Raw genomic sequence first — 20,565 nt, 5'->3', positions numbered from 1 at the left:
TTCATTTACCTTTTTATATATCATTTGTATAACCCCCCAACAAAAGAAGCCGGTCCCCAACCGGCTTCTTTTACTATGCTAATAAATCTTAAGTATTTACACACCCTGACAGTCAAAATCCGGGATAAAGCTCTCTTCTGCCGTTTCCCCTACCTGCATAAAACCATTTGATACACCCAGTTCTGAAGCATAATCTATAAGACTGTTATAATCACGATCAGTAACCTTCCTGTCTATTTCAGGGTAATTATCCAGTTCTCCGTTGGGAGTAAACTGATTCATAAGGCTGATGTAAACCTTATCTCCATACTTTTCATATAAATATTTAACTATCATTTTGGCCTGGATCAGCATTCCAGGCATCAATAAATGTCTTATCACTACTCCTCTTGATAATATATGCTCATCGTCAGAATCATCTTTATCATTAGAAGCATTTTCATAGTACCTGCGATTATTTATAGCATCGCGGAACAGACACTCAGGCTGTTGACGCACCATCTCATCAATGGCTGCTTTGGCCGCCTCAACATACCCGGGAGCATTACTGTATCTCACTGCATCCCGTTCTCTGATATACTTCATATCGGGCAAATAAATGTCTATAAGTCCATCCAGACTCTTTACCACATCTACATTAAGATATGATGAAGTATTCAGAAGAAAAGGAAGATCAAAGCCCTGATCCATGGCAGAAACAATAGCTTCTCTGACCGAAGGAATAAACATATCTGCGGTTACAAGATTTATATTATTGGCTCCTTTTTCTTTGAGTTCAAAGAAAATCTCCGTAAGCCTTGGAATATCTATGTGTTTCCCCACTTCTCCTCTGCTGATCTTCTTGTTCTGGCAGAAAACACAGCCCATATTACAGCCGGAAAAGAATACCGTGCCGGAGCCGGAGTAACCTGAAATACATGGTTCTTCCCATAAATGAAGGGCAGCCCTGCTTACGTGAAGCGTGCTGCCTTCTCTGCAATATCCTATCGTTTTATTCCTGTCTACCCTGCACATTCTCGGGCACAGAGTGCAGGAAGAATACTCCTGTATAATTTCACTCATAATTTTCACAAACCAATATGACTTTGATAGTCCAGCTCATCTATCGCAAGCTTGATTGCTCCCATTATGCCCTGATCATCATTGAGACTGGCAGGTACTATATACTCATCAAGATACTTAAGTCTGTCAGCATTGATGTATCCTGCATTATACTTCTCAAAAGCTTGTCTTATCATAGGAAAAAGCTGTTCCTGATGCATAACGCCTCCGCCGAGAATGATCTTCTGAGGACTCAGCGTCATAACAAAATCAGTAAGAGCAATGCCTATATATTCAGCTTCAAGCTCCCATACTTTTGCTTCATCTTTAAGCTCAACACCCTTTTTCCCCCACCTCTTTTCGATGGAAGGACCGGCCGCAAGACCTTCAAAGCAGTCCTTGTGGTAAGGACATACACATTCGCCGGGATCTGAAGAGAGCTTACCGATTCTGATGTGTCCCAGCTCAGGATGCAGCATGCCGTGAAGGAGCTTACCGTTAGACATAACTCCTCCGCCGATTCCGGTGCCTATTGTAAGATATATCGCATCTGTAAGCCCCCGTGCGCATCCCCAGGTAGCCTCTCCCAGAAGCGATCCGTTGACATCCGTATCAAATCCAACCGGAATGCCAAGCTTGTCCTTAAGTTCGCCGACTATATTATAGTTCTTCCATGCTGTTTTGGGTGTGGAAGTAATGTAGCCGTAGGTATCTGAATTTCTGTCAAGATCGATCGGGCCAAAGCAGGCAACTCCAAGAGCCTTAATCTCATGATCCTTATTCTGATTCCATTCCCTGAAATACTCCTCGATAAGAGGCATTGTCTCTTCCGGAGTTGTTGTAGGAATAGACTTCCTATCCAAAATCTTGCCGTTTCCATCACCAATTGCGACCACCATCTTGGTTCCGCCGGCTTCAAGCGCTCCAAATAACATATTATCCCCCCTTACTTTATCTTATCCGGAATCCTTGTTATCAAAAATTGTGCATTACCGCTAATCTCAAAATCCCCTGATGCAGCAGGTACAAAAAGAGATTCCCCTTTCTTAAGTTCGATACTCTTGCCCCTGCAGGTAATTACTGAATTTCCTTCAATCGCGATGATACTTACAAAAGATCTCTCATCAGCTACAGATTCATAAGTATTTCCATCTGATACATCAACATGATCAACATCAAAGAAATTGCAGCTGACAAGATGCTCAGCACCGCTACTAAAAGCCTCCGGTCTTGTAAGCTCTGTAACATCAAGTGACTCCTTGATATGGAGCTGCCTTGGCTTGCCATCAGCGCCAACTCTTCCGTAGTCATAAATCCTGTAGGTAACATTGGAATTTTGCTGTATCTCGGCGATCAGTATACCTTCACCTATGGCATGCAGAGTTCTTGGCGGAATAAAGAGAACATCACCTTTTTTAACATATACTTTGTTAAGAACCTCTTCCAGCGTGTTGTCCTCAATTCTTTCTTTGAACTCCTCCCTTCCTATCTCATGGGAAAAGCCCTGATACAAAAAAGCTCCTTCTTTGGCATCAAGCACATACCACATCTCGGTTTTGCCAAGCTGATTCTCATGCTCAAGGGCATATTCATCATCAGGATGAACCTGAATTGACAGAGGCTTTTTTGCATCAATAAACTTGATCAGGATTGGAAAATCCTGAAGGCCTTTGCAATTTGCTCCAAGAAAATCACTGCCAATAAGCTCTATAAGCTCAGGCAATGTCTTTCCATTGTACTCACCGCCTTCTATTACCGAACAGCCATCCTTATGGCAGGACAGTAGCCAGGCTTCTGCCAGGATGTCACCGTCATATTTAATGCCGTATTCAGTGGCAAGTCTGTTTCCTCCCCACAGATAATCCTTGCAGGCAGGTATCAGTTTGAACATTTCCATAAATCTACTCCGTTAAATCTTAAACACCAGAACAGCTATTGTCTTCTTTCCGGAATCAAAAGACCCTGAAACAACAGCGTCAGTCTTTTTCAAAGATACCTTCTGAGGCTCCTTGATGCTATTGCAGTCATCCACATCGCCTTCCATCAGATAGACTTCGTCAGACTTTTTGTCTGTAACAGCTAAAATATCTACAGTTACATCCTTATCTCCGGCATTGATGACCTTGATATAGATCTTTTCATTATCCTTAGATGCTGCAATATATACTTTATCATTTTCATAAGCAGAGAAATCTGCTTCTATAACCTCTGTTCCTGTGAAAACAGAATACATCTTCTGAACATAGTAACTGGGTGAGCCGTAAGCTGTTTTACCATCAAACCAGATAAGATCAGGATGCCACTGAGCATAGCCAAGTCTTGCGAACAAAGGTGCATAGGAAGCCATCAGTACAACATCGGCATTCCTCTCAAGGCCTGTCATGAAGGCTGCTTCTGCAAGAGCAGCCCCAAAGCTGTTGCGCTCCTCGGGCTTCCTGTCTCCATTTATATGGCAGGCATATTCTCCTGCGAATACCTTTCTGTGCTTCTCATAGTTGTCATACATGTGGACGTTTTCATACATCCACTTATCAGAAACATAATAGTGCTCATCCACAGCAACACTGTAATTGGGGTCTGCCTTCATTCTGGGTGCAAAATGATCCCAGGCATCCCTGTAATGCTCCGAAGTAACATCGGGGCCGGCACTTCCGCAGCAATTGATCTCAGGATATTTCTCATGAATCGCCTTTTCAAATGCCTCATAACGGTGGAAGAAATCAACCTTGTCTGTCTCCCACTGCTCATTGCCGATTCCGATAAATTTCATATTAAAAGGTGCGGGATGTCCCATCTTAGCTCTTACAGCGCCCCATTTTGTGCTCACATCGCCGTTGGCGAACTCAATAAGATCAAGAGCGTCCTGAACAAATACGCTAAATTCAGGGCTGTCGCTGTAAACAAGCTCGCTTGACTGATACTGGCACGCAAGGCCAACATTCATTACAGGAAGGGGCTCACAACCAAGATATTCGCATAGAAGGAAATACTCAAAATATCCGATTCCGAGAGTCTGGTTGTAATAGGGGTAATTTCCAATATCCTTCTTGCCATCGTCATTGCCGTGAACTGCCCATCTGTTCCAATTAGACTTCCTCTCCTCAGAGGGGCCAACAGACTTCTTCCACTGATATCTGTTGGTAAGTTCATTTCCTTCGATAATGCATCCTCCGGGAAATCTCATGAAGCCGGGGTGAATATCCTTAAGGAGCTCTGCCAGATCTTTTCTGAAAAGACCAAGTACAGCGTCATCAGGAATCATTCTGAACTGGTCAAAACATATTACGGAAGGCTCTGAGGCAACAACTGTGAAAACAGCCTTCTCTACACAAGTCTCAGATACGATATCACACTCATACTTAGTCCAGTCAGCTCCTGTTACAGTAAGGTACTTAGAGGAGCAGATTTCTTTACCATCAGTGTCAAACAGCTTGATGCAAACAGAACTCTGTCCTACTGTCTTGGCATAGAAACTGATATGAGCAGGAACCCCCGCCTTCATATAGATGCCATCGTAGGCCTTGTTGGTAAAGCCTGCATTCTCAGAGACAGTTCTAAGGCACATATAATGAGGATTAATCTCATTAAGTGGCTCAATATCAAGAACAGTTAACTTGGCTCCACCCTCGTTAGGGTAAGCATTCCATCCGTAGAGATAAGCACCCTTCTGATAATAATGATCCTTGTAGCCATGCCCCTCAACAAACTCAAATGCCCTGTTCTCAAGCATTTCGGCATTAAGTCCGCCGTCCAGGCCATAATTTATATCTTCAAAAAACAGTCCGAACATTCCTTTGCTAATCTGTTTAGCCATAAAAACTCCTTATTATGTAATATTTTTTAGTCTATAACTCTGTCGATGATACCACCGCCAAGAACAATTTCTCCGTCGTATAAAACAGCTGACTGTCCTGCGGTTATAGCACGCTGTGGTTCATCAAACACAATTTTCGCACATCCATTTTCAAGGGCAGTTACAGTACAGGGCTGCTCCTTGTGTCTGTATCGTATCTTGGCTGAGCACTTAAAAGGCTCTGAGGGAACATCTCCGGAAATATAATGGAAATCCCTGACAATAAGCTCTTTTTTGAAAAGATCGGCATTATCGGCAAGAACAACCTCATTGTCCTCCACCTTGAGCCTTGTTACATAGAGCCTTCTGTCAGCAGGAATACCCAGGCCTCTTCTCTGACCGATGGTGTAATTGATTATTCCGTCATGAGTTCCCAGAACATTGCCCTCAAGGTCAACAAAATTGCCCTTAGGATACTTCTTTCCGCGGTATCTTTCGATCATACCGGCATAATCACCATCAGGAACAAAGCAGATATCCTGGCTTTCCTTCTTATGGGAGGTTACAAATCCGTTTGAATCAGCGATCTCCCTGACCTGAGTCTTGGTAAGTTCTCCGAGAGGAAAAACTGTGTGGGCAAGCTGCTCCTGAGTAAGGTCATACAATACATAGCTCTGATCCTTATTAAGGTCTGCCGCCTTCAGCAGATAGTACACTCCATCCTTCTCCTGAATCCTTGCGTAGTGCCCTGTAACAATATAGTTATATCCCAGTTCCCTTGCCTTGTTATAGAGACTGTCAAACTTAAGATACCTGTTACATCTTATACAGGGATTGGGGGTCTCACCCTTCTCATAGCTGCAGACAAAGGGCTCTATGACCTTGTCACGAAACTCAGCTTCATAATGGTAAATGTTATAGGGAATACCGATGCGGTCACAAACTGCCCTTGCATCCTCAGTATCCTTGAGGCTGCAGCAGGTCCCGAACAGGTCCTCCCCTATCATATCGTTTTCATATAGTCTCATGGTACAGCCCATGCAGTCATAGCCTCTGTCAGCCATGATCCTTGCTGCAACCGAGCTGTCCACTCCGCCGCTCATAGCAATAAGAGCAGATTTATTATCCGGCATAGTTTAATCCTTTATACTCATATAATTACAAAAATGCAGAACCGAAAGGCCCCGCATACCCATAGAATAGTATAACGTAAAACGCAAGTTTAAGCATTATATTTTATATCGATTTAATAGTAATTTCAATCAAGTAATGTTAACATAAACTTACCTTCATGTGGGGCGTTCATATGCCCTGCATCTCATAAGAAAAGGGCCATCACATACGTGGTGGCTCTTTCTTGTATGATTTTTGATCAATTCTCATATCCAATGAACTTAAAGCCCACCATAGTCTCATCATCAAACTGCTCCTCTTCACCGACAAACACATGCAGTTCTCTGGAGATTCGTGGTAGCAGTCTTTCCATGGAAACATCCTTATTTTTGTTCAGTGCATCAAGTATTCTGTCTGTACCAAACTGTTCCTTTTCTTTATCGATACCCTCCGGAAGACCATCAGTGTATACAAAAATGGTATCTCCCTTTTCCAGCCGGAGTTCGTATTCCTTGAATTTCATGTCCTCCATTATGGCAACGGCGGCGCTATGCTTATCCTTTAACAGTTCGAAGTCACCGGCAGCTTTCCTGATCATTGGATATTCATGTCCTGCATTTGTGCACTTCATTATGCCGGTCTTAAGGTCAAGAATTCCAATCCACACCGTCACAAACATATCCGCATCATTTCCTTCACAGAGCGTATTGTTGGCTCTTTCAAGAACCTCGGAAGGCGCAAGCCCCGATTCGGCCATTGTTCTTATGGCAGTCTTACTTCGCATCATAAAGAGGGCCGCAGGTATTCCCTTACCCGATACATCTGCGATCACGATACAGAATTTATCCAGACCGGTAAAAAAGAAATCATAGAAATCACCACCTATTTCCTTGGCAGGATTCATTGTTGCATAAATCTCAAATCTTCCCCCCTGAAAATCAAAATTCTTGGGAAGCGCCGATTCCTGAATGGTCTTGGCAAATTCAAGCTCCTGGGCAATTCTTTTTTCTGCAGCCTCAATATAGCTCTTTAGTACGGCAACAGTCTGATTGATATCATTGGACAGGGAAGCAAACTCCGAGGAGTTGTATACAGAAACCGTCTCATTGAGATTGCCGTTAGTTATCTTGGACAGTGATTGATTCACCAGATCAAGATTGTCCACCACGATCGCTTTTACCAGCATAGAGATCAGAACATATATTACTGCAAAAAGCAAAATATCAGCAAAAGCATTCTCATAGGAGGCCGCATCTCTGTCTTCATATACCTCCGAGGCAGGAAGTCTTACAAGAAGTATCTCATCATCGGAAAGTTGTTCGATATAGCAAAAGCTCACGTTCTCAAAAAAGGTCTCTGTGACAAACTCATTCTTTTTGTAACTCCATACCTTCTCCAGGTCCTTTTGTTTTATCAGATTTCCCTTGTGATCTCCGGCAAGAATGCTTCCGTTTTTCTGAATAATGTCAAAGGAACCCTCCTGTCCCACATGGAAGTGTATGATGCTGGTATCGTCGCCGTATTTTTTTACTTTGGTATAGGTTGCCTTGATGTCGTCTGCCTGGGTCCTGAGCTGACTTCTTGTCTGCTGCAGAGCAGTCTCTGTCTGAATCGCGAAGGCAAATAGAAAACTGAGAACAATGATGGTCCCTGTGACAATAAAAAGCCAGAACTGAAACTGCTGTGATACCTTGGTCTCCTCGTCCTTAAGCCTTATAAAGGGCTTGTAATCCTTTTCAGAAAGGAGCCTTATGGCCAATGAAACAATAGCAAGGCCAAGGCCACAGAAAATTATCATTGGAACTGAGCATATCTTTACCACATAGAAAGCCATTTCCATGTCATTTCTATGGGTAATGAATACCACGTACATATGGAAAACTTCCATTACCGCGCCCATAAAGAAGGAATAGGTAGCGGAAGGTTTCTTTTTCTTAAATATGAATATGTGCAAAACAGCAGCAACAAAGCCGGAAAGACAAGTGGATAAACTGCAGGCAATCCTGGTATAGGAGCCCACTCCGAAATAGGTACCTGCGATGTAACGCTCGATACCTCCTATGAGGCCGGCAATTATACCGGATACGGGATCAAAATACAGGCCTGCGATAAGAGGACCAAGATCCCTGACATTAAGAACCATATGGCTGTAGGCCACGCCGAAATGGGTAGATAATACAGCGCAGCATCCGTAAATGATGCCTATAAATATGCGCCATAAAGCTGTGACCTTCTTATCTCCCCTGTATTTCCACAGACAAAGGGTAAGTATCACATGTGCCAGAACGATAAGGGACATCTTGATTATCATTGAAATCATAGAAGTAACCTCCAAAGTAAAACATATTATCTACTTTGTTTTCCCCGATCCCTGAAGACCTTTAATATCTCAAAGATGGAATCAATGAGAAGTAAAAAACCGCAGGAATACATATACCAGCTATTTCCGATCTCCGGAACAACAAGTATATATCCCCCAAGAATAAGTGTTACTATTCCTTCAAATGAATATCTGAAACGTTCAAAATATTTATCGTTATAGATTCTGAAATTAATAACATTCTGGTATGCCAGAGTCAAAAGCACTATTCCGACAACCATACTTGAAATAACGAACAGAGCGTCATGTTTGACAAGTACAGCACAGGCGCCAACCCACAAAACAATACATATGGATACCCTGGGCCTTTCCTTTTTAAAATTCCATTCCGATTCCTTGAGATGTCTTATGGTTAGAACAACCTCATATATGCACAAGGCCACCAAAAGGAATGATATAACCGACTCCATTGCGAAATCCGGAAACAAAAAGCACAGAGTGGACAGTACCAGTGATACTGCAATTCTTACAACCTTTTTTCTGTTAACAAGTCCCCATATCCTGGTGAATATGTTTTTGGACTTATCGTCCTCTTTTTTGATATTGGCAGCTTTATTCTTAATATTCAGAGCATCATTGCCTGCCATTTTTACAAGAATTTTCTCAAAGGCAGCAGGTCCCTGAACAGCAAATTCTTTGATAGTTGTAACGCCGCCTTCGGCCATGGAATCAAAGAGCGTATCAACAAAGTTCTCTCTGGCCCCAAGATCCATTCCTTCAACAAATCTCTTTATGAGGTCATTCAAAAGATAACTCTCCGGAGAATGGTCGCCGCAGGTAACCAGCCCGGATTCGGATATTTCCCAGTTCTTCATGCTGTGCTGCATAAGAGCCATGGCAGAGCTTCTGACGATGTAATTTTCTTTGCCTTTGGTCTCATAGAGCCTTCCGATGATGGAGTATTCCGGTGTTGTGGTGGTGAGTTTATCCCTTATGGTATCAATAAGACTCTTATCCAGAACATCATCGCAAAAGCCCGGGCCATCATTCATATAAACTCTTGTAAGTTTGTCCTTACTTTCATCAGGAAGATGGGCCGCAGCATAAAGAGCCAGATGGGCACCTTTGGAATGGCCGCAGATAATAACCTTGCCCTGTGCCTTCGCCACATGCTTCTTGGCATATTCAAGAGCAAGTTCCTGGGAAGGAACATTCGTGTAGCTTATCATGAAATCTTCCTTCCAGCCTATGATGGTACTGTCTGTTCCCCTAAAAGCTATCACCGTTGTTCCGTCATCCAGGTTATAGGTCACAGCAGCAAACTGTTTGTCGGAATAATCGATTATATCCTGATAATCCTCAAGTATCGCTTTGCCAAATCTAATGGATTCTCCGCAGGTAATAATAAAGTCCTCATCCTCTTTGGTAGATCCGGCTCTTGTAACATGTATGGGACCTTTTCGCTTTGCCCTTTCAACTGCATCACAAAGAGTGATCTTTTCATCTGAAGAGATCACTTCTTTGAAATCAACATATGCAAGTTCCGAGAGGACCAGATTGTCCTCTATTTTGAAGGACCTTTCCTTAAAAGAAAGATCCCCTCGCCACTTAACATAATCATCGATATTTGCCATGATTTACCTCTGACAGATCATCATAAACAAAATCAGAACTTAACTACCTCGGGCTCATGAACAAAGGAGCTGAAGGTAGCTGTTGCATCCTTCATGTAGAAAACTTCAGTGTTTCTGTCATCAGCACTGTACATATTCTGAAGCTCCGGATAGGCATCAAGCATGCTGGCCTTGGCTTCTCTTCTGTCATCCGCAACAAGTGTGCAGGCGACTCTCAGCCACTCTTTGCCGTTAAATGCGCATATCTCAACCTTGGGATTCTTATGAATCTGCTTGGATACGTCCTTCATTCTTCCGGTCTGGATATAGAGCTTACCCTCGAAAATATTTACAGTTCCAAAGGGTCTTACTCTGGGCTGGTCTCCATCAACAGTTGCCAGATAATATGTGTTTGCTTCCTTCAAAAACTTCTCTACTCTCTGCATCTTTTTTTCTCCTCCTTATGATCATTTATTATTCATTTTGGCAGTGAATTCTTTTTTATCCTTGTAATGGAAATTTTCAAGTTTCTCATTGCTTGCTGTTCTGTCGATAATGCATTTCACCAGGAAATCGAGTTCGCTCCCTTCCTCATAATTGGCGGCTGCGAAATACTTGATCCTGTTCTCATACATCATTTTGTAAACCTTGGTCTTATCTCCGGTCTCATCATTATAAACACCGATCGAATGACCTCCGTAGGCATTAACAAGTCGCATGCAAGGCACATCAGTGTCGCTGTCGCCTATGTATACGAAGTTCCTGAAAGGAACCCTTCTGTCCTCCGGTGCACAATAATCGTTAACTCCGGGATCGTTGATATCAAGAACTCCCTTTTCTATTCTGAAAAGGAACTGCGTCTTATTCGTATAGTTGACAACCTGGGCAGGCCATCTGGCAACACCCTTGTCATCATAGTAGAAACAGCTTGCATATACCTTCTCGAAGGCCCCGTTTCTTGCCGGGATTGTTCCTTCTATCATCTCTTTAAGACCGGAGGAAATAATGTAATGCTCTACGATTACTCCTTTTTGTTTGCCATATGCTCTGATTCTCTCAAACCAGTCCTCAACTCCCGGAAAGAGCTGAACCTTGCTGCCATATTCCTCCAGGGTCTTGCGATTGAGAATGAGCTTCCCTTCAGATTCCTGAAGCATCTTGTACATGTAGGCCAGGTTCTGATCCATGTCATTTTCTCTCGCAAGCCGAGTACATTCCTCCCAGAATTTGGGAACATCATAGCCTACCGACTGAATATACCCTTGCGCCTGCATATCATCAGGAGAAAGCGTCTTGTCAAAGTCATAGCAGATAGCCACGACAGGTTCACCTGTTTTATATTTTCTTACAAATGTGTCCTTCTCCAATAATTGTTCCTCCTGTTTATTTCTCATTTAGTATCTCTTTTACTTTATCCCAATCAAGATTTTTAAGTGCCTTGGCAATACTGCTTACCTTGTCCTGTTCTTTGGGAGGCAGTCTGTATTTACCGATCTCATCCAAAGCCATCTGTGCAGAGTCATAATCCATGCTGCCGGCATACTCGGAAATGGCTACATAGGCATCCTTAAGTTCCTCTTCAGGCATCGGTTCTTTGATATCCTCACCGATTTCTCCGGAAAGTGCTGACAAAGGTGCCAACTTGTTCTTGAAAGAAAGATATTTCTCAATAAGCTCATCATAATGGGCAGTAATATAATTCAGATCATTATTTTTGCCAGCTGCTTCCATTTTGCCTGCGATTGCAGCAAGCCTTTCCGCTCCTATGATTCTGCTTGAAGTCTTAAGGGCATGTACCTTTACAGCCATGAGATGAAGATCTTTCGCCTCATAAGCACTGCCTATTGCTTTGGCATTCTCATCAATGGTATCAAGGAAAAGAAGCAATGAAAAAATGTATATCTTAGCTCCTCCGCAGGCCTTGATGCCGCCAGGAACAGATAAATCATCAATCTCATATAGCCACTTAAGATCAGGCGCAAGCTCGGTATCCATAGGTGCATCTTCCATGAATGTATTTATAGTGACCAGCTCTTTATCTAGTTTTTCAAGAAGCAGCTTCTCCATTTCCTTAATATCTATTGGTTTGGTCAAAAATCCATCGAAGCCTTTGCTCTTATAAAACTGCTCAGCGCCGTCGAAGTAATTGGCTGTAAGCGCTATAACCGGAAGTTCCTTATTCTTTTCACGGATGACTCCCACAGTTTCAATTCCGTCCATTCCCGGCATCATGTGATCCAGAAGAACCAGGTCAAACTTCATTTTATCCAGCAGATTAAGGCACTCTTCACCGGAGCTGCAGGTTACAATCTGCATCTTGGTATCCTTAAGGAGGTTCTTTTCGACGCTGAGGTTAACAGGATTGTCATCTACGATCAGAATATTTGCCTCAGGCGCCGTAAACTGCGGAATATATGGGCCTCTGAATTCAAATTCAGTCTTTTCTACAAACTCACCTGAAGGTGCTGCATCTATAATCTTCTGTTCTACTTCAAAGTAAAAAACAGAACCCTCACCATAAACACTCTCGCACCAGAGTTTGCCGCCCATAAGAAGTGCAAACTGCATTGATATATCAAGTCCAAGGCCTGTTCCCTGAATGCTGCTGTTTCTGCTTTCATCAAATCTTTCAAAAGCATTGAACAGATTCCCTATATTTTCCTGTTTAATGCCTATGCCGGTATCTTTTACCTGAAACTGCAGGCGACATTTATCACCATTAGTCTCCAAAACTTTAATCTTAAGGGAAAAGCCACCCTTTTCAGTATATTTTACCGCATTTGTAAGCAGGTTTAAAATCACCTGCTTGATCTTACCGGAATCTCCATACAGCTTGGAAGGAATATCCTCATCAACCTCAATGTCGAAAGAAAGTCCCTTCTGGTTACTTCTTCCTCTTATAAGCGAAACAGTGCTGTGAAGTTTGTCAAAAGGCTCGTACTCCTGCTGAACCAGATGCATCTTACCGGATTCAATCTTGGATATATCAAGAATATCATTGATAAGCTCAAGAAGATTCTCGGATGCTCCCATGATATCAAAGGAATGATTCATGATTGAAAGGAAATACCCCTTAGGTACACCTGCAGGGTCTTCCCGAAGCAGGAGCTCTGCAGAGCCCATAATTGTATTGATAGGTGTTCTGATCTCATGGGACATGTTGGCAAGAAACCTTGACTTGGCATTACTTGCCTGTTCAGCAGCCAGTTTTGCCTTCTGGATCAGGTTCATATTTCTGATCTCAAAAAGATACAGAAGCACTATCACACCCACGATTGTTATGTTGGTAAGTGACAATCCGTAAAGAAACATCTGCAGGATCGTGGCCATATAAGGGAGTATGGAAAACAGAACCAGCGGAATAATAACTCTCTTCTCAAGCACTTTGCGGCAATCAAAAATAACTGTTATCAGAAGAAGTGTCATGGTAAGAGGGAAAAAGTAGTTGAGCAATATTCCGGGAGCCCTGTGATACTTGTTAAACTCATCAAAATAGTAATACAGCCCAGTAAACTGTGATATTATCAGCATGATAATCCCGCTCAGAAACAGCACTTCACAAACAATAAGTCTCTTGGGAAGCCTGTCCAGTTTGCCCTCGTTCCTGCACAGGTCCATCAGATACAGATTAAATGCATGGGTGATAAAAAGAGACAGCAAATAAACAAGGAAATTGGATATCCTTACAACATAGTATCCTGTTGCAGACATATCTCCCCTGTAAATATATGCGAAATAATCCGCCAAGAGCAGAAACATAGCCTCCGTTTCCATAGATACGAGAGCCTGTTTCCTTCTTGGAGAAAGAGTTCCGGTGAAAAGAGATAACACTATGAGTACGCCGCAGCTGCCGCTTAAATACAGCATGACGCTAAGTTGTATCTGTTTAAGTGCTTCAATCATTTCTTTTTGGATTTACCCTTCTTGTCCTTCTTATTCTTCTTAACTACGCTATATCCGAATTTGCCAATCTTCTCGCCAAGTGTGAAATACTCACCGTGAGAATAAGTGATAGGATTCGATTTGGTAAGATCGAATTTTCCCTTGGAATCCATGTAGGCATCGTCCACCGTTACGCAGACAACTTCTCCGATGAACATGTCATGACTTCCAAGTTCTACAATGCTGTGAACCTTACATTCAATATTGACGGGACATTCCGCGATTCCGGGAGCTGATATTTTCTGTGAAGGAAGCGGTGTAAGCTTCATCTCCTTGAATTTGTCATAATCCCTACCGGACCTTACTCCGCACCAGTCGGTAGCCTTGGCCAGTTTCTTGGTTGTGAGGTTGACGACAAATTCTCCCGTTTCTTTGATTATGTCATAGGAATATCTCTCTTTTCTTACAGAGATTGACAGCATCGCAGGACTGCTGCATACATTCCCGGCCCAGGCAACCGTAATAATATTGGGCTTCTCCCCTTCTCTCTGACAGCTAACCATTACAGCAGGAATGGGATAAAGCATATTGCCCGGCCGCCAAACTTCTTTTGCCATATAACTTATATTTCCTTTCAGATTCCGCTTATAAAAAACGGATGAGATATAATAATTATATCCCATCCGACACACAAATCATATTATAAAAATAGGTTCACCTACCAAAGGCTCAGTCCCCAAGCTCGGATGTGCAATGAGGACATCTTGTTGCCTCAATGTTGATCTCGCTCTTACAACGAGGGCAGATCTTGGTGGTTGCAGGTGCCTCAGCCTCTTCCTTGGCAAACTTGTTGCTGACACTGTTCATGAACTTAACAAGAAGGAAAATAACCAGTGCCATAAGAATGAAGTTGATAACTACAGTTATAAAGGTTCCGTAGTTAAGAGTTGCTGCTCCTGCCTCTTTGGCTGCATCAATTGTAGCATAGGAGCCACCATCAAGAACCACAAATTTGTTGTTAAAGTCGATTCCGCCTGTAAGAAGACTGATAACAGGCATAATGATGTCATCAACAAGTGATGAGATGATCTTCTGGAATGCGCCGCCGATGATAACGCCGACTGCCATGTCCATTACATTTCCGCGCATGATAAACTCACGGAATTCCCCGGCAAAGCTCTTGCCCTTACCTGCTGCTTTTTTCATTTTCTCCGTCATACATTTTCTCCCATTCTGAATAGTATTTATTATTCAAAAAACTCCAACAATACACTTGAAATTATACCACAGATTCTGTAAAATGATACATGTCGCCGGTTAAAAAACACGGTTTTTACGCAGATGTAGTTCATCGGTAGAATGCAAGCTTCCCAAGCTTGAAAGGCGGGTTCGACTCCCGTCATCTGCTTCTTTTTATAGCAATAGGACCGAAGGTTATATCCCTTCGGTCCTATTACTTTTTCTACGATTATTTTTTTATTCAAAATGATGTAAATCAGGTATTATCAGCTGTTCTCATTTACATAGATGCTTACTCTGCTCTGGATGATATCAGCTACTTCCTTGGCTGTTTTCTGTCCACTGTAGAAGGCCGATGCTTCTTCCTGGATGATGGCGTTAACACTTTCATTAACGCTGTATACCAGAGTAATTGAAGCTATAAAATCTTTTACTTCCTGAACTTCCTCAGCAGTAAGAGGATCTATGATGATCTCCATATCATCTACATAGTAGCTGTCATCATATTCTACCTTCTCGTCACCTTCCATATAGAACTCTTTGTGCATTGAAGCTTCGCCCATCTTGTCAAAGGAGGACTGTCTTATAGGGAAATTGTATTCTCCAAGCTTATCCTGGTATTCCTCAGTAAGGAAGGTCTTAACAAAATCCCATGCTCCGTCTTTAGAACTACTCTTGGAACTGATGGCAATCCTGCACTCGGGGTAGATTACAGAGCAGTTTGCTCCCATATCATTCGGGAAGCCAATAAATGAAATGTCCTCTCCGAAAATACCCTGCTTGTACCTCTTGTATCCTCTGAAATCAGATAGATATGTCATATTAAAAAGGGACTGTCCATCTCTGTAGAAGGTCTCCTTGTAGGTCTCCCAGGCATCGTCCTTGTATTCCTGAGGGAACTTTGCTGTAAACTCAAGGAAATTGATAAAGGACTCACTGTTAAAGCTGCAGCTCTTACTTTCCCAATCGATGTATTTATCACCGGATAACGCAAGTCCATTGCTTAAAAGTTCATTTCTGTCAGCTATGCCAAAGGCAAACTCATAACTTGCACCTGTAGCCTTGATCAATTTGTTACAGTCATCAAAAGTAAGAACATTTTTGCCTTCAAGATATTTGGTCTTGGTTGTAACGCTGGCTACATAGAAAGCAGGTACGATCTGATACAGTTTGCCATTTGTCTTAAGCGCATCAATTACGCTGGGAAGGAAATCCCCCTGGGACATATCGGGTTCTTTTTCCATATATCCCGTAAGATCTTCAAACAGGCCTTTGTTAATATAACTGTCCACCGGCGATGAAGATCTGAATACCATAATATCAGGTACATTTCCGGAGGCTATATCAAGGTTAAACTGATTCATCCCCGCTTCATAGTCTTCATCAGTGTCCAGAGATGAATAATCTACAATCTTGATCTTGTACTCATCGCTGTTCTTATTGAAATTGATGGCATTCATTCTGATGTCATAATCAACATAATAGCCGCCCAGTGTGATGATCTTTTTATCCTTGACCTGGTCAGCCGGAACCTTGGTGAGTCTGTTCAGGTGATAGTAATAATCCTCATCCTGAATAAGAGTAATAAACTCTGTATCGCTCATTGCTACCAGCTCGGTTAACGCATATCCCACCTGAAGGTCTGAGTCAATATAATCCAGAAGCTTGACCATGTTGTTGTTAGCAATATCATATCCGTAAACAGCACTTTCATCGGATACATACAGAGGATACCCATTTCCCTGAAGAATATAATAATCTGAATTACGTGATGCCACCGGTATCTCTATAGCATCGCCGACCTTGCCGTTCTCCAGATCAAATTCATGCAGTTCCAGCCCCTTATCACCGTAGTTGGTAACATAGATCTTGCCGTCTGAGCCAAGATGCGGTGTGTAATAGGACATGTAAACATCTTCTTTGGTCTCAGTCTTAAGTACCGACTTGAAGCCTTCATCCTTGCTGTAGGACAGGATGCCGCCATCATAAAAGATGTACAGTCCCTTACCCTCAAGATACACCATTCCTCCGCAGGAAAAATATCCGTCGGTAGAATACTCTGCAAGAGAAACCTTGTCTACAAGATTTCCGTTTGCATCATACTCAACCAGATACTGAAATTCGTCTGAGGAACTATCTTCCATATTATCTGAATCGTCAGAAATGATATCCGAATCTCCGTCTTCATTCTGAACCGAATTCTCCTCAGCTGCTTCTGATGATTCCTCATTTACAGCGTTATCATCTGCTGACTCCTCTGTAGTTTCATCACCTTCAGCAGTTTCATTACCTTCAGCTTCTTCGCCATCCTCGTAGGTCTGGACATCTCCCTCATCATAGGAATACTGATAGTATATGCTGTAAACATTACCCTCAGAATCATATGCAAATTCGTTATGGCCCTCATTTTCAGTCTCAGGAACAGTGAAATCCTTCACATCACTTCCGTCGGGATTAAAGCTTATAAAACGAAGGATATTAGTATCGCCTGAAACGGCATGTATTCTGCCGTTATATAGACCTAAGCTTCTGAAATTATCGGTCTTAATGCCAATATCCAATTCCTCGGCCCTGAACACATAATCCTTGGAAGGCTTGGAAGCTTCCTCGATCACGTTGCTTTCATTATCTTTATTCTTTTTGCCGCAGCCTGATAAAGAAGCTGCCATAAGTGAAATTGCCAGTATAGCGCACAAAGGTTTCTTATAGAAGGTCCTTTTCTTTCTCATAATGTCTCCTCCTCGATTCAAACTCATATTTCTTATCAGCCAGATATTCAATAATATCCCTTGACCCCCATGTCTTATGCCTGTACAGATGAACGATCCAGATCACCAAACTGATTACAAGTATCATCACGCACAGTATTCTGAAAAACAGCAGTACACCAAGAACATCCTCCCAGCCTCTTGCCGTGTTTTCCCAATAAGGATAAAAGATGGGTTTCCCCCACATGCTTCTTGTTCCAAACTCCTTTATTACCTTAAGGATTGAAAAGAATGAGAATCTGTCTGTGTTATCAATTGCATAGATATATTTATCATCTACACCGGTACTCTCCTTGACACTCTTAAGGGCTATTCCGTCAACGGGATTGGGCATTATTACCTCATAGCAATTAATGCCTCCTGTAAGAGCTGTATTCCCATCCTCAGATGCTTCTTTGGACTGAGTTCTTCCGCTCAGTATCTCGCCGTATCTGCTAAGGGAATCATAGGACAGATACACATAGCTCTCATCAAGACCTGCCGCTTTTCTCATCCTTCCGGTGTCCTTCTTGACAACACCTCTGATATAATGTGGAATTCCACCAATGCTAACCATCTGATCAATGACATCGCTGGATCCAAAAAGCTGCCAGGCAAGCTCCTCGTCAATAATGACTGCGTCCTTCATCAGACTGTCTTTGTCAAAAAAGGATCCGGCAACCAGTGTAAGGGGATGGATTATAAAAAAGTCACCTCCCACGCCGATGGCATTAACATTTTCAGCTGTTCTGTTCTCAAAGCTGATTGTTACAAGGCCCTGAGCGCTATAGCAACTTGCGTAGAGATCTGACAGTTTGGGACCCTTTTCTTCTCCCTTAGGTTCCTCCCCCATGTCCTCGATTCTGATGGTCTCAATTACCTGCTGATTGTTTTCATTAGCCGGTAATTCATCAAGGTCATAATAGGTCTCAACGGTAATACCCACTTCTGTCATTTTCTTTTCCAGATTGTACTCAAGCCTTTTGATACCGTCTTCTTCCACCATCTGATCCTCAGTGAAATAAAGACTTATCTGAGCCATTCTGTGATTCTCGGACCATCTCTCGGCGCCGTTCATTTCAGGCATCAGCGCTACTATATGCTCTGAAACCGCACCAAGAATCAGATTTATAACAAAGAGTGCCGCAAGAACAATCAGTATGATGTTGCGTTTCCTGTTGGAAAAGAATGCCGCAATATTCTGTTTGTCTATATTTATCTCAAAGTTAAATAGCTTCATTATCCGTTAGCAAGCCTCACCTGATCACCCGATTTAATAGGCTGTGTTGAAGTTGTTATAACATACTCATCTCCGTCAAGCGCTCCGCTTATGGCGCTGTTCTTGTCATCGGAAGCCACAACCTGCACTTCAACTTTGCTGGCAATATATCTGTTTCCAAGAGGGGTTGACTTACTTACAACAGCAAGTATGAATTTGCCGTTGCTGTCAGTCTTAATGGCGCTGTTGGGTACGATCATGTCGTAGTCTACAGCCCTCTCTCCTATAGTAAGTGAAATGCTCTGTCCGGGAGTTACATCCTTACTTTCGATTTTGAATGTAAGAAGCTTTCTGTTTGAAGGATCGGACTTATCATTTCTTATTCCTGTGAGAGTTGCCTTAAAATCAGAGCCGAACTGCCATGCGTTCTGAGGCTGAGCGGCATCGCCTATCTTAAGCTTCTGAGCCTGGGCATTGGTAACGGAAAAGCTGGTGGTCATATCCTTGCCATCCACCTGAATAACAGCAATTGTCTCGTCCGCAGAGGTTGATTCTCCTGACACCTTGGATACTTCGGATACGATACCTGCAACGGGAGACTTAACAGAAGCACCAACGGATTCTTCCTCCAGCTTGGCGATCTTCTCCTTCTGTTCCTTGATCTTGTCACGGCTCTGGCACAGGCCTATCTCGGTATTTATACTCTTTAACAGCTCTGTCTTTTCTCTTTCAGCGACAACCAGATCCTGTGCTGTCTTGTTCTTTTTCTGAGTTGCGGTGGCAAGCTTCTGGGAATAGCTAAGTCCCTGCTGGGTTCCGTAGTTGGTAAGCTGAGCAGTATCCTTGTTGTTCTCGGAAATGAATCTCTCAAGCTCCTCAACTTTCTCCGTATCTCCGTTTTGCTGTGCGATCAGAAGATCATGCTCTGCCTGCGCAGTTGTATATGCAGGTGTAGCAGCATTGTAGGAGGTTCCTGCCGCATCATATGCTGCAAGCTGAGTGAGATAATCTATCTCAGCCTGGGCAGCTTCATCCGCAGCCTTGGCGGCATCATACTTATCGTCAGCAGCCTTAAGTTCTGCCTGATAGGTATCATAAGTAGTATTACGGCCACTTCTTACATTGCTGATAACTTTGTCCGGAACATCTCCCGAGAAAAGAGTCTGCTCGTAAGAAAGTTCCAGGGTCTGAAGATTCTCTTTTGCTTCCTTGAGCTCCTGTGATTCCTTATCCTCAAGGTAGTAGATGATATCTCCGATCTCGACGTGAGCACCTTCTTTAACAGCAACGCCTGAGATCTTCCTGGTCTCCTTAACTGTGATATTATAAGGATCCTCAGCAGATACCGTTCCTGAACCTCTTACCTGTGGGCTTATGGAACCACTCTCTATCATCTGGGTTGCCACCTGCGGAAGTGAGAAATTCATTATGGTGTTGGAAAAAAAGGTAAGAACCAGCATAACTGACAAAAAGGCAATAGCTACGTTTTTGATCGTATCCTTTCTGTTAGAAGGCCCTTTCTGCGGTTTCTTCTCCTCCAGTTGTTCCTTGGTGAACTCTCCGCTGAGTTCATTCTTTTCATCAAAAAAATCTGACAT

Annotated in this window: 15 protein-coding genes and 1 tRNA gene; 1 reads left to right on the top strand and 15 read right to left on the bottom strand. The window is 42.8% G+C overall.

The window, feature by feature from the left end:
• Nucleotides 1–96 precede the first annotated feature (96 nt).
• The 12 genes from NXH67_RS16475 to mscL all read right to left on the bottom strand — a co-directional run bounded on the left by NXH67_RS16475 (nt 97) and on the right by mscL (nt 14,980).
• Nucleotides 97–1,062, bottom strand: a complete 966-nt coding sequence (locus NXH67_RS16475) for a radical SAM protein (protein WP_272798100.1) — start codon at nt 1,060–1,062, stop codon at nt 97–99.
• Nucleotides 1,063–1,067: 5 nt separating this feature from the next.
• Entirely contained in the window at nt 1,068–1,976 is a 909-nt protein-coding gene (locus NXH67_RS16470; protein WP_022777249.1) for an ROK family protein, read from the bottom strand.
• Nucleotides 1,977–1,987: 11 nt separating this feature from the next.
• Complete coding sequence (locus NXH67_RS16465; protein ID WP_272798099.1) at nt 1,988–2,938, bottom strand: type I phosphomannose isomerase catalytic subunit; 951 nt, start codon at nt 2,936–2,938, stop codon at nt 1,988–1,990.
• Nucleotides 2,939–2,950: 12 nt separating this feature from the next.
• The gene (locus NXH67_RS16460; protein WP_272798098.1) at nt 2,951–4,855 is read right to left on the bottom strand and encodes an alpha-L-arabinofuranosidase C-terminal domain-containing protein; all 1,905 of its coding nucleotides are present in this window, start codon (nt 4,853–4,855) and stop codon (nt 2,951–2,953) included.
• Nucleotides 4,856–4,881: 26 nt separating this feature from the next.
• Nucleotides 4,882–5,967 (bottom strand): tRNA 2-thiouridine(34) synthase MnmA, encoded by a 1,086-nt coding sequence (mnmA, locus tag NXH67_RS16455; RefSeq protein ID WP_272798097.1) that lies wholly within the window; start codon nt 5,965–5,967, stop codon nt 4,882–4,884.
• A gap of 239 nt (nt 5,968–6,206) precedes the next feature.
• The gene (locus NXH67_RS16450) at nt 6,207–8,267 is read right to left on the bottom strand and encodes a SpoIIE family protein phosphatase (protein ID WP_272798096.1); all 2,061 of its coding nucleotides are present in this window, start codon (nt 8,265–8,267) and stop codon (nt 6,207–6,209) included.
• Between the two features lie 26 nt (nt 8,268–8,293).
• Nucleotides 8,294–9,901: an Mbeg1-like protein gene (locus tag NXH67_RS16445; RefSeq protein ID WP_272798095.1), complete on the bottom strand. Its 1,608-nt coding sequence runs from the start codon at nt 9,899–9,901 to the stop codon at nt 8,294–8,296.
• Between the two features lie 32 nt (nt 9,902–9,933).
• Nucleotides 9,934–10,326: a pyridoxamine 5'-phosphate oxidase family protein gene (locus NXH67_RS16440; protein ID WP_022777254.1), complete on the bottom strand. Its 393-nt coding sequence runs from the start codon at nt 10,324–10,326 to the stop codon at nt 9,934–9,936.
• A 21-nt stretch (nt 10,327–10,347) separates the two neighbouring features.
• Nucleotides 10,348–11,274, bottom strand: a complete 927-nt coding sequence (locus tag NXH67_RS16435) for an HAD family hydrolase (protein ID WP_272798094.1) — start codon at nt 11,272–11,274, stop codon at nt 10,348–10,350.
• Entirely contained in the window at nt 11,264–13,783 is a 2,520-nt protein-coding gene (locus NXH67_RS16430; RefSeq protein ID WP_272798093.1) for a response regulator, read from the bottom strand. Before NXH67_RS16430 ends, NXH67_RS16435 begins: the two co-directional genes overlap by 11 nt.
• On the bottom strand, nt 13,780–14,379 hold the full coding sequence (locus NXH67_RS16425; RefSeq protein WP_272798092.1) for a flavin reductase family protein: 600 nt from the start codon (nt 14,377–14,379) through the stop codon (nt 13,780–13,782). The genes NXH67_RS16430 and NXH67_RS16425 overlap by 4 nt, the downstream gene beginning before the upstream one ends.
• Before the next feature lie 112 nt (nt 14,380–14,491).
• Nucleotides 14,492–14,980: a large conductance mechanosensitive channel protein MscL gene (gene mscL, locus NXH67_RS16420; protein ID WP_022777258.1), complete on the bottom strand. Its 489-nt coding sequence runs from the start codon at nt 14,978–14,980 to the stop codon at nt 14,492–14,494.
• A 119-nt stretch (nt 14,981–15,099) separates the two neighbouring features.
• On the opposite strand from mscL, the gene NXH67_RS16415 reads away from it, so the two are divergent.
• Nucleotides 15,100–15,170: transfer RNA gene (locus NXH67_RS16415), tRNA-Gly, on the top strand.
• Between the two features lie 97 nt (nt 15,171–15,267).
• Here NXH67_RS16415 and NXH67_RS16410 read toward each other — a convergent pair.
• The 3 genes from NXH67_RS16410 to NXH67_RS16400 are packed head-to-tail and all read right to left on the bottom strand — an operon-like array spanning nt 15,268 to nt 20,565.
• Nucleotides 15,268–17,730 (bottom strand): ABC transporter substrate-binding protein, encoded by a 2,463-nt coding sequence (locus NXH67_RS16410; protein WP_272798091.1) that lies wholly within the window; start codon nt 17,728–17,730, stop codon nt 15,268–15,270.
• Nucleotides 17,705–18,988, bottom strand: a complete 1,284-nt coding sequence (locus NXH67_RS16405; RefSeq protein WP_272798090.1) for an ABC transporter permease — start codon at nt 18,986–18,988, stop codon at nt 17,705–17,707. Before NXH67_RS16405 ends, NXH67_RS16410 begins: the two co-directional genes overlap by 26 nt.
• Complete coding sequence (locus NXH67_RS16400; RefSeq protein WP_022777261.1) at nt 18,988–20,565, bottom strand: HlyD family efflux transporter periplasmic adaptor subunit; 1,578 nt, start codon at nt 20,563–20,565, stop codon at nt 18,988–18,990. The genes NXH67_RS16405 and NXH67_RS16400 overlap by 1 nt, the downstream gene beginning before the upstream one ends.

The organism is Butyrivibrio sp. DSM 10294, assembly GCF_028539135.1.
In the GTDB taxonomy this organism is placed as follows: domain Bacteria; phylum Bacillota; class Clostridia; order Lachnospirales; family Lachnospiraceae; genus Butyrivibrio.
This window is presented reverse-complemented; position numbering and strand designations above follow the sequence as displayed.

Excerpts from the sequence above, each read along its gene's own strand:
- NXH67_RS16475 (WP_272798100.1), bottom strand. The coding sequence starts at position 1,062 with ATGAGTGAAATTATACAGGAGTATTCTTCCTGCACTCTGTGCCCGAGA.
- NXH67_RS16470 (WP_022777249.1), bottom strand. The coding sequence starts at position 1,976 with ATGTTATTTGGAGCGCTTGAAGCCGGCGGAACCAAGATGGTGGTCGCA.
- NXH67_RS16465 (WP_272798099.1), bottom strand. The coding sequence starts at position 2,938 with ATGGAAATGTTCAAACTGATACCTGCCTGCAAGGATTATCTGTGGGGA.
- NXH67_RS16460 (WP_272798098.1), bottom strand. The coding sequence starts at position 4,855 with ATGGCTAAACAGATTAGCAAAGGAATGTTCGGACTGTTTTTTGAAGAT.
- mnmA (WP_272798097.1), bottom strand. The coding sequence starts at position 5,967 with ATGCCGGATAATAAATCTGCTCTTATTGCTATGAGCGGCGGAGTGGAC.
- NXH67_RS16450 (WP_272798096.1), bottom strand. The coding sequence starts at position 8,267 with ATGATTTCAATGATAATCAAGATGTCCCTTATCGTTCTGGCACATGTG.
- NXH67_RS16445 (WP_272798095.1), bottom strand. The coding sequence starts at position 9,901 with ATGGCAAATATCGATGATTATGTTAAGTGGCGAGGGGATCTTTCTTTT.
- NXH67_RS16440 (WP_022777254.1), bottom strand. The coding sequence starts at position 10,326 with ATGCAGAGAGTAGAGAAGTTTTTGAAGGAAGCAAACACATATTATCTG.
- NXH67_RS16435 (WP_272798094.1), bottom strand. The coding sequence starts at position 11,274 with ATGAGAAATAAACAGGAGGAACAATTATTGGAGAAGGACACATTTGTA.
- NXH67_RS16430 (WP_272798093.1), bottom strand. The coding sequence starts at position 13,783 with ATGATTGAAGCACTTAAACAGATACAACTTAGCGTCATGCTGTATTTA.
- NXH67_RS16425 (WP_272798092.1), bottom strand. The coding sequence starts at position 14,379 with ATGGCAAAAGAAGTTTGGCGGCCGGGCAATATGCTTTATCCCATTCCT.
- mscL (WP_022777258.1), bottom strand. The coding sequence starts at position 14,980 with ATGACGGAGAAAATGAAAAAAGCAGCAGGTAAGGGCAAGAGCTTTGCC.
- NXH67_RS16410 (WP_272798091.1), bottom strand. The coding sequence starts at position 17,730 with ATGAGAAAGAAAAGGACCTTCTATAAGAAACCTTTGTGCGCTATACTG.
- NXH67_RS16405 (WP_272798090.1), bottom strand. The coding sequence starts at position 18,988 with ATGAAGCTATTTAACTTTGAGATAAATATAGACAAACAGAATATTGCG.
- NXH67_RS16400 (WP_022777261.1), bottom strand. The coding sequence starts at position 20,565 with ATGTCAGATTTTTTTGATGAAAAGAATGAACTCAGCGGAGAGTTCACC.